Genomic DNA, 12,428 nt, shown 5'->3' on the forward strand with positions numbered 1-12,428 from the left:
CATGTAAATAGTTTTAAAGTTATTTAGCATCTTTTCCATATAATTCTTGTTTAATCTTAGTTGTTGAGATACCTTCTGTACGATTTAGATAAATCACTTCGCATTTATCTTTCAAGAAATCAAATTCGCCTTCCCAATCGTGACCCATAACAAAGACATCAACTTCAAAACGATCAACATCTTTTTCTTTTTGGCCCCATCCTTCTTCAGGGATTACTAAATCTACATAACGAATAGACTCTAACATCATTTTACGTTGCTCATAATCATAGTACGACTTTTTATTTTTTATTTGGTTGAATTCATCTGTAGAGAGCGCCACGATAAGATAATCGCCCATTTCACGTGCTCTTCTCAGTAATTCGATATGACCATAATGTAGTAAATCATATGTACCATAAGTAATTACTCGTTTCATGATACGTATTCTCCTTAACTTAAAATTTAATAAAAATTTACAATCTTAATGTAGCATAAATATTTCACCCTTACCATTAATTCAATATAAGATAAGGATAATTTTATACAAATTTTCTTATTGCATTATTTCTTATTTAACATGCGTTTTAATGATTGCTTCCCTGAAAATGATGCACGTCTAGGAAGTACTGAAACTTTAAAACGTAAATAACCAGGTCGACCTATACCAACACCTTGTAATGTCTTTCTCCATTGTTGATATAACGTTTTCGTCCAATTTGTTGCACTTTGCTCAACAGCTCTTACAATTCTAAACATTGCATTCCCTGAGTAATGGGTATGTTGCATAGCTTTCATATAAGTTGTAACACTATCCATGAACGATTGAGTCATTTGACTATTCTTCATTAAATGCGCTTGTATTAAATAACTTACGATAAGATTATCCATCCGATAACTGTAATATGTCTTTTCCTCAATGAGTAACAATAACTCCATGACACGTCGACGCACTTTTAAAGCGTCCTTCATATAAGGGAGAAATGTATCAGCACGTTGAGCTGTAACTGACCCTTCTCTTTCATTATATACATAAACAATATTTGGTATAAGTTGAATATCTCTTGCTTTAGAAAATGCTCTCACAATAAACGTGTGTTCTTCACAGAATACGACATCCTCATCAAAACGTAATCCTGCATATTTGGCACTAAATAATTTAGCGCCAGGACCTATCGACTGTAAAATTTCAGGCTTGCGATCAAGCGTGACTAACTCATCCAATACAATATCATCATGTGTCGGAATCACTTTCCAATCACCATTGATACCTCTGCCCATTTGTCCTATAACTACATCAGTTTCTTCATTTTTTTGAAATGCTTCAACCATTAAATCAATTCTACTAGGTAAGAACTCGTCATCAGCATCTAAAAATAGAAATCCTTCAACGTCATCTGACATTGCCTCTAATCCAACGTTTCTACTACGTGCTGCACCTTGATTATCTTGATTAATCACTTTAATATTTTTATGCTCTTTCTGAAGTTCTGTAAGCACGCGTTTTGTATTATCGGTCGAACCATCATTTACGCAGATAATTTCATAATCTGACTTACTATCCACAGAAAGGATTGCTCGTTTGATAGTATCTTCAGAATTATATACTGGAATAATTATTGCTAATTTCATAATTTCACCAACTTATTTATAAAATTGACTAACTCGTTTAAACTTTCTTTCGTATTATATCGATGCCAAGTATTAAATAATGATTGTAGTGGTACATCATTCTCTTTAAGTGCTTGAATTAAACTATTTTCATCAGTAAATTTATAGTCATTTGGAATCTCATAATAAAATGAATTCAATCCTCTAACATTTTCATATTCTTTCTCATCATAGTTATAGAATAAGGTAGGTTTATTGAGCAAACTTGCTTCAATTGGTAGCGAACTATAATCACTAATAATGACGTCTGCCATAATCATTAAAGAAGATATATCGATATCTTGTGATGATTGTCGATCTCTAATCGAAGGGTGCAAATGGCTTAATAACGTATAATTAGGTAGGTTTTGTTCAAACTTCTCTTTATTTATAGTCCTATTTGCAATTTTAGATTCCCTATACGTAGGCACATATACCGCTAATTTATCTTTAATATGATACTTCGCTTTCAAACTACGTTGTGCTTCTTCTATATCAATATTTAAATATTTTACTAATCTAGGAAGTCCAAACTTTAACATTTGATCAGGACGTGCTTCAAATGATTCCTTAAAGCACTGAGCCATCTCTTCTCCACCTATTAAATAATAGTCTGTTGCATCGTAAACACGCTTATATTGTTTAACCATTGTTTGATTATTCACGTCCACCTGATGGTCGGTCAAACCGAAATCTTTGAGCGCTCCCGCTGCATGCCAAGTTTGAATGACAGCTTGTCCTTTCTTTTTATGATATCCGCCCATCATAAGATAATACGTGTCAATAATAATGACTTTAGCTGAGCTTAATGCCTTAATATGGCTAATCACATTTTTATTTCCTGCAGGTATGAATGTTATATTTTTCAAGTTTTTTAAATGCGCTTGATCCTTCATTTTTCCAATAACTGTAATATCGTACTTCTGTTGACTTAATGCTTCAATTATTGGAAACACATCTTGTTTAAAGGTCATCATAACTACTATATGATTTCGGTTTATTTTCTTAGTTTTAAATAGATAATTTAACACCTTAATTATAAACATATATATTTTTTTTATTAGAATTCTCATGTTTTCACCGTCTTTATTTACTCAATCGTATTATTAAATTATAAACGATTCTTTCTTCCTTAGAAAATGATAATAGTATCTTTAATGCTCATTAAAAAGTTGTAGTGTGTGATTTTATTTTTCAAAAATAAAACCTTGATCCAGAGTGGACCAAGGCAATGTATAAATCTTTATAAGAAATCTGCAAAATGATCTCTATAACGTTTATGAAGAATAGAGCCAATAACAAAGAACAAAATAATAATACAAATGTTATATAACATCAATTTCCAATGATCGATAAAGTACCATTGATGGAATAAAATTGCCGCACGATATGATTCGGCAATAAAATAAACTGGGTTGAACATCATAATTTGATGTATAACACCACTCACACCATGATTTTTAGGTACCCATAAAATTGGAGACATATAGAATAATATTCTCATGAGCGCTTGCATTATCATTTGTGTATCCCTTACAAGTATTCCTAGCGTTGACGTTAACAAGGCTACGGATGAAGTTAATAAAAATGCAAAAGGTACATAAATTAATAATTGAACAATATGAATACTCGGTATAATTCCTTTAAACATACATGCGATGATAATAATTGCTAACAATCCTAAATGACCGTAAAATCTGCTAGTTACAATGTACGTGGGAATAATAGATAATGGAAAATTCATTTTAGCAACTTGATTAAATTTTTGTGAAATTGATTTGGTACCTTCAAGAACACCTTGGTTAATGAAAAACCACATACTAATTCCCACTAGCAACCAAAATACAAATGGGATACCATGTATTGGTGCATTACTTCTAATTCCTAAACCAAAAACTAGCCAGTAAACCATAATTTGTAGCGCTGGGTTTAAAATTTCCCATGCCATTCCTAAATAGTTACTGTGATTTGAGATTTTAATTTGAAATTGTGCCAGTCTTTGAATTAAATAGAAGTTTTTGAGGTGTTCCTTTAAAACAGTTCCAACTGCTGACATTAAACCCAACCACGCTTTCTCATGCAATAGAAATATATCTATTGTAAAACTTTATTAAATAGTCTTTTAAACTTATATTTTGTAATCACTTTATTCTGAATAATAGCTTATTGTTTATTACAAGCATATTATATTATACAATCATTATCGTTAAAAACAGTAATGATAATATTTAACTTTTATGTGAAGTATGACAAAGATAGTATTTTCACATTTAATAATTTTAACAAAATCTTCTATTCACTTTACACTAGGTTAATAAATTTAACAACTGATGTTTTGTATATTATAATCTATATAAATGTATATAAGGAAGGTACTAAAATGAGCGTTTCGGTAAATATTGAAAATGTAACTAAAGAATACCGTATATATAGAAATAATAAAGATCGAATTAAAGATGCTTTAATCCCTAAAAATAAAAATAAAACATTTTTCGCTTTAGATGGTGTTTCACTTACAGCACATGAAGGCGACGTCATAGGTCTAGTAGGAATTAACGGTTCCGGAAAGTCTACCTTAAGTAACATGATAGGCGGCTCACTTTCCCCTTCCTCTGGAGAAATTGAACGACATGGTGATGTCAGTGTAATTGCAATTAATGCAGGTTTAAACGGTCAACTAACAGGAGTAGAAAACATTGAATTTAAAATGTTGTGTATGGGGTTTAAACGTAAAGAAATCAAAGAGTTAATGCCTAAAATCATTGATTTTAGTGAATTAGGTGAATTCATCTATCAACCAGTGAAAAAATATTCCAGTGGTATGCGTGCTAAATTAGGATTTTCAATTAATGTAACTGTTAATCCAGACATTTTGGTTATTGACGAAGCGCTTTCTGTAGGAGATCAAACATTTACTCAAAAATGTTTAGATAAAATTTATGAATTTAAAGAAGCGAAAAAAACTATTTTCTTTGTTAGCCATAATCTCCGCCAAGTCAGAGAATTCTGTACAAAAATTGCTTGGATTGAAGGTGGCAAATTAAAAGAATTTGGTGAACTTGATGATGTATTACCAAAATACGAAGAATTCTTAAAGGACTTCAAGAAGAAATCTAAAGCACAACAAAAAGCCTTTAGAAGCGAATTAGATGAATCACGTTTTGTTATTAAATAAGCAAATATCATACTAAACTGTCACAATAAACGTTGTTGACAGTTTTTATGTGCTTTTAAATTAAAGATTTAAAACATTGCAACTCTCATATGATAATTATTTTCAATTAATTTGAGCTTAACCCTTTTCAAAAAGTAGAAGTAGTATTATGATGGAATTAAGAGATACACAAAGTTGTCACAACTGAAACGTAAATTAAAGAGGGTGAAAGAGATAGTAGCTAATAAGAAAACCCAACAATTTGCGAATTTAGTACGTTCTTACCGTAAATCATATATTGGTAAAGGCCCCGAACAAGTTAAAGTCTTTTTTAAAGATAACTGGGCAATTTGTCATATGACAGGTAGTTTAAGTAAAGTTGAAAACTTTTATTTGAGAAATAAAGATTTTCAGAGTATGCTTAAATATGGACGTACTGAAGAAATTAAAGAATTATATAAACAAAAACCTCCAGTTGAAATGGAGGAACTTGTTGGAGCAAATTTCGTAAAACTTTTTACAGATGTTAATTTAGAAGACGACGAAGTTGTTTCAATCTTCGTTTTTGATAAATCAATTGAATAACAAATAATATAGTAATAATACTATGGGATTGGTGTAAGGTACTCAGTGCTGTTTGCTAACCCACTTACATTTTAAATGCTTATGAGAATTCATACATTTAAGGAGGTGGTTTAGACAAATAGGCTGAGTATTTTTTTATAAACGTTATAAGTGCTCTCATCATAGAATAGCTAGAACTTTTACTAGATAAAATTCTAAATTTAGGAGTGTATAGAGTATGAAAATTGTAGCATTATTCCCAGAAACTGAAGAAGGTTTAGACAATCAATTATTAAATACAGATAAAGCCATCGGTCTTAGAGATTTCTTAAAAGATTCAGACCATGAATTAGTTATCTTGAAAAATGGTGAAGAAGACTTAGATAAACACTTAAGCGATATGGATATTGTGATTAGTGCACCATTCTATCCTGCTTATATGACTAAAGAAAGAATCGAGAAAGCACCAAACTTAAAATTAGCAATCACTGCAGGTGTTGGTTCTGATCATGTTGATTTAGATGCAGCAAGTAAAAATGATGTCGGTGTAGTAGAAGTAACAGGTAGTAATACTGTAAGTGTAGCTGAACATGCCGTAATGGACTTACTTATTGTATTACGTAACTTTATGGAAGGACACCGTCAATCAGTCGAAGGAGAATGGGACTTATCTAAAGTCGGTAACCAAGCTCGCGAACTTCAAAACAAAACAATCGGTATCTTTGGTTTCGGTCGTATTGGTCAATTAGTTGCTGAACGCTTAAAACCATTTAACGTAACTATCCAACACTATGATCCAATCAATCAAAAAGATAACGAAAACTCAAGATTCGTTGAATTCGAAGAACTTGTGAAAACAAGTGATGCAATTACGATTCATGCACCATTAACACCTTCTACTGATAATTTATTTAATGAAGATGTATTAAATAAAATGAAAAAAGGTAGTTATTTAGTTAATACAGCTCGTGGTAAAATCGTCAACACTCAAGCATTAGTCAACGCTGTTAATAGTGGTCAAATTCAAGGTTATGCCGGCGACGTATGGTACCCACAACCAGCACCAGCTGACCATCCTTGGAGAACAATGCCTAGAAATGGTATGACTATTCATTATTCAGGTATGACTTTAGAATCTCAAAAACGTATTGAAGATGGTGTCAAAGATATTCTAAATCGTTTCTTTAATAATGAACCTTTCCAAGATAAAGATGTTATCGTTTCAAGCGGAAAAATTTCAAGCTCAAGCTATACTGCTAAATAATAGCACTTTAATACGTTTAATTAGATTTTAAAAAAACCTTTATTCAAATCACTCAACTATTTAAATCATGACAACCCTAAGTATAGTTTAATGAACGATGATATAACTTAAAGAGACTTCGCTATGAAAAGCGCCATTCTCGACTTAATAGCGTACATGTACTCTTTGATAGCTTCAGTAGATGTCTTATGGCGAGTTAATCAACGTTATACCTTTCCCAAAATCAAAAATGTTATCAGCCATGTAAGATCCCTGTTCGCTTACAAAAGACATTGAAAGAGCTTTTTCTTACCCTTGATATTACAGAATTAAATTAAATAATCTCAATTATTTTCTACCCCTTCCCCTGAGAAATAATTGAGTTGTTAAATCCCTAAAATTATTGTTATCCCTGTTCAAATAGAAAGCGAGAGGTGGCCTCCCTGAACCATCTCTCGCTTTATCTTATTTATCAGTTTTGTTTTTTCTTTTTTGCTTAGATACTTTTATCATAAATTTTGGTATACTCATCATTCTGCCTATACGCTTCCAATCTATAAGCAAACGATATACCCATTCAATATTCAGCTTTTGAAACAATTTTGGGGCACGCTTTTTCGCCCCACTTAAAACTTCAAATGAGCCACCTACGCCCATCATAACAGTTTGATTAAATTTGGAATTATGTTTATGAATCCATTCCTCTTGTTTCGGGAATCCCATTCCAACAAAAATGTAGTCAGGATTAAAACTAGTTATTCTTTTGACCACCGTTTCATCCTCTAGATTAATATATCCATGATGGTAAGCGAACGTCACATTAGAATATTTTAAGTGTAATTTACGTTCAGCCGCTTCGATAATTTCATTTTTTGAACCAAGTAAATACACACGCTGATGATTTGCATGAGCTATTTTCAAACATTCTTCAAGCAACTCAATCCCTGGTACTCGACGTCTCAGAGGTTGATTTAATCGCTTTGATGCTTTAACCACTCCAGTTCCATCAGCTACAACATAATCCGAACTATTAATTAAATCCATATACGAAGAATGTTCAGTTGCATAAACAACAATTTCAGGATTAGCCGTTACTATAAATAAATTACTTTCAGTTTTATTTTCGAAAAATGATTTGATATTCTCAATCATTTCCAACATCGTAGTATTATTGAATTTTACGCCCAGCACGTTGACTTTACTGTTATTAAATTGCTCGTTATTCATCAAATTTGCCCCACTTCACTTCGTGTAGTCATTTATTAATTAAAATTAAATATAGAAGTATTAATAGTACTATGCTTAAAAATGTACCGTCTATTTTACCACATCCAAAATTAAACAAGAAATCTTTAATCCTTAAATTACATCTAAAGTCTAAAGGCTAATTCCTGCTTTGTCATTTATAATATTAAATAAATGAACATATTTAAATTTATTTATTCGAGGTTAATCATGTCCTATCTAGAGAACTTTTTCACAACAGTTATTCATTTAAATATTTATCTCATCATTGCCATTGGAATAATATACATCTTTATTCATCAAAACAGACATAACGGTATCATTCGATTTCTAGATGTCTATTTGAACTATATACCAGTTTTAACTCATGAGTTTGGTCATGTATTATTTAATCGTCTTGCAGGTGGACGAGCTAAAGATCTAGTTATCGTTACAAGTCCCACTGAAAGACAAACAACATTACAACAAGGCTATGCTATCACTCAATCTAAAGGTTATTTGGGTCAATTCATAACCACAATTGGGGGTTACTTAATGCCACCCATCATGTTTTTAATTGGATTAGTGGCTGCGCATTTTGAACATCCAAGTATTTTTCTAGTCACATATCTCTTGATTTTTATTTATTTTTTAATATTAACCTCTCGAAAACTATCACCTATTTTTGTCATTCTGTTAATCAGTATACTCTTATACTTTTTAGTCCAGCATAACCATACAATGATGGTGTATGACATCGTCTCTTTAAGTTATCATCTTATTTTAGGCGTTTTACTAGGTGAAATTATTCAATCTTCATGGACAATATTTAATCTTACCTTCCAACGACCTAAGCCAAGTTGGGACGGCAGTGCTTTAACTGATATCACTAAAGTACCTACAATCATTTATAGTACGATATGGATTGCCTTCAACCTCTATACGATCTATTTACTCATTAAATACACGATTTTATAAAAAAACTTAAGCTCTTAATGATTCAAAGAACGCTCATTAAGAACTTAAGCTTTTATTGTTTTTCGGCAAAAATATTCATTGCATTTTCATAACTTAAAATAGTTACATTTTCATTTCGTTTAATAATAATTACTTTATTAGTATCATCTTTCGAAACGATTTCTACCGTATTGCCTATATAGATATCTTTACTTGAAAGGTATACAAGTAAGTCTGTCTTATCGCGCACTCTTCTGACTATAACATTGTCACCAGGTTCGAATTCTAAGATAGACGTTGTATAGAGTTCTTTATAATGATGGTCACGTGGAATCACGCCACCATGAGGACATGTTTTAGGAAAATTTAACGTTTTATCTAAGCGTTCCACAAACAAATCAGAAATTCGGTGTTCAAGAATTTCTGCCTCTTGATGCACCTCTTCCCAATTGTATTGCAATATTTCTATTAAAAATAATTCTAGTAAACGATGACGTTTAATAATATCAAGTGTTCGGTCTAAACCTTCTTTAGTTAAACGTGCACCTTTATAATGTTTAGTTTCTACATAACCTTCCTTTTCCAAGCGTCCTATCATTTCACTGACAGATGGGGGTTTAATATTTAGAAATTGAGATAGTTGTTTATTAGATACAAAGGATACATCGCCGTCATTCGTTAAAATTGCTTTTAAGTAATCCTCTTTTTCTTCAGTTAACATCATTTCACCTCACACGCATTCACCTTATTGTATCACGAATTCACTTGACATGTTAAAACTTCAACGTTTATTATAAAATAAATTAGGTTAGCCTAAACTTTTTATTAGGAGGTTATAATTTTTGCTAAAAATTGATCAATTAAATTTATTTTTAGGGAAAAAGCATGTCCTTAAAGACGTGTCATTCTCATTACCTATATGTGGTGAAATCGTCGGCATCGTAGGTCCCAATGGAGCAGGTAAATCATCAATGCTCAAAGCTTTTATCGGGGAATTTAAAGCGACGGGAACTAGATTGTTATACGATCGCCCTATACATACTCAACTCAGATATATTACTTACATTCCTCAAAAAGCTCAATTAGATTTAGACTTCCCTATCAAAGTAGAACAAGTGGTGCTTTCAGGATGTTATCAAGACATTGGGTGGTTTAAACGTCCAGAAATTACTGAGCGAGCGAAACTCAACCAATTACTTAAAGATTTAGAATTAGATGATTTGCGTCATAGACAAATTTCAGAATTAAGTGGTGGTCAATTACAACGTGTACTTGTTGCGAGAGCATTAATGAGCGAGAGTGATATCTATTGTTTTGACGAGCCTTTTGTAGGTATTGATATCTACAGCGAAGAATTAATAATGAAAAAAATTAAGCATCTTAGACATTTAGGTAAGTTGATATTAATTGTACATCACGATTTATCAAAAGCTGAGGAGTACTTTGACCGTATTTTATTACTCAATCAATCCTTAAGATATATAGGACCACCAAAAGAAGCTTTAACTTCTGAACGATTGAATGCAACTTTCATGAATTTTGATAATGATTTATCACCACTTCAATCGTCACAGTTACAAGGGAGTGCGTGTTAAATGTTAGACTTCTTTAATCATTTACTCAGTTATCAATTTTTAAATCGTGCATTAATCACTTCTATATTAGTAGGGATTGTGTGCGGTACTGTAGGAAGTATTATTGTACTTAGAGGCCTGTCTCTAATGGGAGATGCAATGAGCCATGCGGTGTTACCAGGCGTTGCGCTATCTTTCCTATTCAATATTCCAATGTTCATCGGTGCATTAGTAACAGGTATGATTGCCAGTCTTTTTATTGGTTTTATTACTTCTAAAAGCAAGACAAAACCAGATGCAGCGATAGGTATTAGTTTTACTGCATTTCTAGCAACAGGAGTCATTATTATAAGTTTAATCAATAGTACGACAGATTTATACCATATTTTATTTGGTAATTTACTGGCTATAACCAATCAATCATTTTGGACAACTATCATTATCGGAATGAGTGTGCTAACACTTATAGTTGTATTTTATCGACCTTTAATGATATCTACTTTTGACGCAACATTTAGCCGTATGAGCGGTTTAAACACAACACTCATCCATTATTTCGTCATGCTTTTACTAGCACTTGTCACAGTTGCAAGTATTCAAACGGTCGGAATCATACTTGTAGTGGCTTTACTTATCACTCCTGCATCAACTGCATTTTTGATTAGTAAACAATTGTACAGCATGATGATTATTGCCAGTCTTATTAGTATTATCAGTTCAATTACCGGACTATATTTTAGTTATATATATAACGTCCCAAGTGGTGCTACAATCGTGATTTGTACATTTACTATTTACGTTATAACGTTAGCAATTACGAGAATGAATAACAGACAGAAAAGAGGCGCTTTAACGTGAAGAAGATTTTTGCTTTAGCATTAATATTTATCATGATTCTTGCCGCGTGTGGGAATCAACATAACAAGGATCATAGCTCTACCGAAGGTAAGTTAAAAGTTGTAACAACCAACTCAATTTTATATGACATGGTCAAACATGTCGGCGGTGATAAGGTCGAAGTCCATAGTATTGTACCAGTCGGTCAAGACCCTCATGAATACGAAGTAAAACCCAAAGACATTAAAGCTTTAACTGACGCAGATGTTATTTTCTATAATGGGTTAAATCTTGAAACAGGAAATGGTTGGTTTGAAAAAGCGCTCAAACAAGCAGGCAAATCTACTAAAGACAAGAGCGTTGTTGCTACATCTAAAGATGTTACACCTATTTACTTAAACGGTGAAAATGGTAACAAGAACAAACAAGATCCACATGCTTGGTTAAGTTTAGATAACGGTATTAAATACGTTAAAACAATTCAACAAACGCTAATTCAACATGATAAACAAAATCAATCTACGTATAAAAACCACGGAAAAACTTACTTAGCTAAACTCAAAAAGTTAAATAAAGAGAGTAAAAACAAATTCAATGATATTCCTAAAGTGCATCGAGCTATGATGACTAGTGAAGGTGCATTTAAATACTTTGCTAAACAATTTAAAGTGAAGCCAGGCTATATTTGGGAAATCAATACTGAAAAGCAAGGTACACCAGGACAAATGAAACAAGCTATTCGTTTCGTTAAAGACAACCATCTCAAACATCTATTAGTTGAAACAAGTGTGGATAAAAAAGCCATGCAAAGTTTATCAGAAGAGACAAATAAGGATATCTATGGAGAAGTATTTACAGATTCTATAGGTAAAGAAGGCACTAAAGGTGATTCATACTACAAAATGATGAAATCCAACATCGAGACAATTCATGGCAGTATGAAATAACTAGAAATACACGGATGAACACGTAAGAAAGTGTAGAAGATTAATCATAAGTCATGTTCATCCGTGATAATTCTAGAACTTTTATATATTATTTTTATTTTGTAACTAGCAGTCCCATATCGTGTGTTTTTTCATTTATATTACCCTCCTATAATATAAACTACATCTTTTTTACACACGATATGGTGGTGTTAGTTAAGGGGATATTTCGCAAACTTATTTGAGCCCCACTCTCTCACGAATTACAGAGTAAATATTTTAGCGGAAATCACTCATTCTTTTTGTTGTTTTCGAGCGAT

Annotated in this window: 13 protein-coding genes; 7 read left to right on the forward strand and 6 right to left on the reverse strand. The window is 32.0% G+C overall.

The genetic code is table 11. From position 1 onward, the window contains the following. Positions 1-19: 19 nt before the first annotated feature. The 4 genes from tagD to tagG all read right to left on the reverse strand — a co-directional run bounded on the left by tagD (position 20) and on the right by tagG (position 3,685). Positions 20-418 (reverse strand): glycerol-3-phosphate cytidylyltransferase, encoded by a 399-nt coding sequence (gene tagD, locus HMPREF2706_RS10495; protein ID WP_002433252.1) that lies wholly within the window; start codon positions 416-418, stop codon positions 20-22. A gap of 125 nt (positions 419-543) precedes the next feature. Beyond that, a complete protein-coding gene (locus HMPREF2706_RS10500; protein WP_064212336.1) occupies positions 544-1,611 on the reverse strand; it encodes a glycosyltransferase family 2 protein in 1,068 nt (355 codons plus the stop codon). Then, positions 1,608-2,702, reverse strand: coding sequence for a teichoic acid glycerol-phosphate primase TarB (tarB, locus tag HMPREF2706_RS10505; RefSeq protein ID WP_030059010.1), 1,095 nt, complete (start codon positions 2,700-2,702; stop codon positions 1,608-1,610). The genes HMPREF2706_RS10500 and tarB overlap by 4 nt, the downstream gene beginning before the upstream one ends. A 170-nt stretch (positions 2,703-2,872) precedes the next feature. After that, positions 2,873-3,685 carry a teichoic acids export ABC transporter permease subunit TagG gene (gene tagG / locus HMPREF2706_RS10510; RefSeq protein WP_030059008.1) on the reverse strand — a complete coding sequence of 271 codons (813 nt, stop codon included), beginning with the start codon at positions 3,683-3,685 and terminating at the stop codon, positions 2,873-2,875. A 324-nt stretch (positions 3,686-4,009) separates the two neighbouring features. Between tagG and tagH the strand changes: the two genes are divergently transcribed. The 3 genes from tagH (at position 4,010) to HMPREF2706_RS10525 (ending at position 6,611) form a co-directional block, all read left to right on the forward strand. Next, complete coding sequence (gene tagH / locus HMPREF2706_RS10515; protein ID WP_002433506.1) at positions 4,010-4,804, forward strand: teichoic acids export ABC transporter ATP-binding subunit TagH; 795 nt, start codon at positions 4,010-4,012, stop codon at positions 4,802-4,804. Between the two features lie 204 nt (positions 4,805-5,008). Continuing rightward, complete coding sequence (locus HMPREF2706_RS10520; RefSeq protein WP_030059007.1) at positions 5,009-5,368, forward strand: Na-translocating system protein MpsC family protein; 360 nt, start codon at positions 5,009-5,011, stop codon at positions 5,366-5,368. Between the two features lie 217 nt (positions 5,369-5,585). Then, positions 5,586-6,611, forward strand: coding sequence for an NAD-dependent formate dehydrogenase (locus tag HMPREF2706_RS10525; protein WP_002433219.1), 1,026 nt, complete (start codon positions 5,586-5,588; stop codon positions 6,609-6,611). Positions 6,612-7,055: 444 nt separating this feature from the next. Here HMPREF2706_RS10525 and tarA read toward each other — a convergent pair whose 3' ends face one another. Beyond that, the gene (gene tarA / locus HMPREF2706_RS10530) at positions 7,056-7,817 is read right to left on the reverse strand and encodes an N-acetylglucosaminyldiphosphoundecaprenol N-acetyl-beta-D-mannosaminyltransferase TarA (protein ID WP_070862369.1); all 762 of its coding nucleotides are present in this window, start codon (positions 7,815-7,817) and stop codon (positions 7,056-7,058) included. A 228-nt stretch (positions 7,818-8,045) separates the two neighbouring features. On the opposite strand from tarA, the gene HMPREF2706_RS10535 reads away from it, so the two are divergent. Further along, positions 8,046-8,792: a M50 family metallopeptidase gene (locus HMPREF2706_RS10535; protein ID WP_030059004.1), complete on the forward strand. Its 747-nt coding sequence runs from the start codon at positions 8,046-8,048 to the stop codon at positions 8,790-8,792. 52 nt (positions 8,793-8,844) lie between these two features. Here HMPREF2706_RS10535 and HMPREF2706_RS10540 read toward each other — a convergent pair whose 3' ends face one another. Beyond that, on the reverse strand, positions 8,845-9,492 hold the full coding sequence (locus HMPREF2706_RS10540; RefSeq protein WP_002433449.1) for a metal-dependent transcriptional regulator: 648 nt from the start codon (positions 9,490-9,492) through the stop codon (positions 8,845-8,847). A gap of 121 nt (positions 9,493-9,613) precedes the next feature. Here HMPREF2706_RS10540 and HMPREF2706_RS10545 point away from each other — a divergent pair, with 121 nt between their 5' ends. Genes HMPREF2706_RS10545 through mntC form a run of 3 tightly spaced genes read left to right on the forward strand, consistent with a single transcriptional unit; the run spans position 9,614 to position 12,129 of the window. Then, positions 9,614-10,366: a metal ABC transporter ATP-binding protein gene (locus HMPREF2706_RS10545; RefSeq protein ID WP_030059002.1), complete on the forward strand. Its 753-nt coding sequence runs from the start codon at positions 9,614-9,616 to the stop codon at positions 10,364-10,366. Then, entirely contained in the window at positions 10,367-11,203 is an 837-nt protein-coding gene (locus HMPREF2706_RS10550) for a metal ABC transporter permease (RefSeq protein ID WP_002433425.1), read from the forward strand. Continuing rightward, on the forward strand, positions 11,200-12,129 hold the full coding sequence (gene mntC / locus HMPREF2706_RS10555; RefSeq protein ID WP_030058999.1) for a manganese ABC transporter substrate-binding lipoprotein MntC: 930 nt from the start codon (positions 11,200-11,202) through the stop codon (positions 12,127-12,129). Before HMPREF2706_RS10550 ends, mntC begins: the two co-directional genes overlap by 4 nt. Positions 12,130-12,428: the final 299 nt, after the last annotated feature.

Origin of the sequence: Staphylococcus sp. HMSC067F07, from assembly GCF_001837405.1 — a bacterium.
In the GTDB taxonomy this organism is placed as follows: Bacteria; Bacillota; Bacilli; order Staphylococcales; family Staphylococcaceae; genus Staphylococcus; species Staphylococcus capitis.

Coding starts and splice junctions, on each gene's coding strand:
- HMPREF2706_RS10540 (WP_002433449.1), bottom strand. CDS start 9,492: ATGTTAACTGAAGAAAAAGAGGATTACTTAAAAGCAATTTTAACGAAT.
- tarB (WP_030059010.1), bottom strand. CDS start 2,702: ATGAGAATTCTAATAAAAAAAATATATATGTTTATAATTAAGGTGTTA.
- HMPREF2706_RS10525 (WP_002433219.1), top strand. CDS start 5,586: ATGAAAATTGTAGCATTATTCCCAGAAACTGAAGAAGGTTTAGACAAT.
- HMPREF2706_RS10500 (WP_064212336.1), bottom strand. CDS start 1,611: ATGAAATTAGCAATAATTATTCCAGTATATAATTCTGAAGATACTATC.
- HMPREF2706_RS10535 (WP_030059004.1), top strand. CDS start 8,046: ATGTCCTATCTAGAGAACTTTTTCACAACAGTTATTCATTTAAATATT.
- tarA (WP_070862369.1), bottom strand. CDS start 7,817: ATGAATAACGAGCAATTTAATAACAGTAAAGTCAACGTGCTGGGCGTA.
- tagD (WP_002433252.1), bottom strand. CDS start 418: ATGAAACGAGTAATTACTTATGGTACATATGATTTACTACATTATGGT.
- HMPREF2706_RS10550 (WP_002433425.1), top strand. CDS start 10,367: ATGTTAGACTTCTTTAATCATTTACTCAGTTATCAATTTTTAAATCGT.
- tagG (WP_030059008.1), bottom strand. CDS start 3,685: ATGTCAGCAGTTGGAACTGTTTTAAAGGAACACCTCAAAAACTTCTAT.
- tagH (WP_002433506.1), top strand. CDS start 4,010: ATGAGCGTTTCGGTAAATATTGAAAATGTAACTAAAGAATACCGTATA.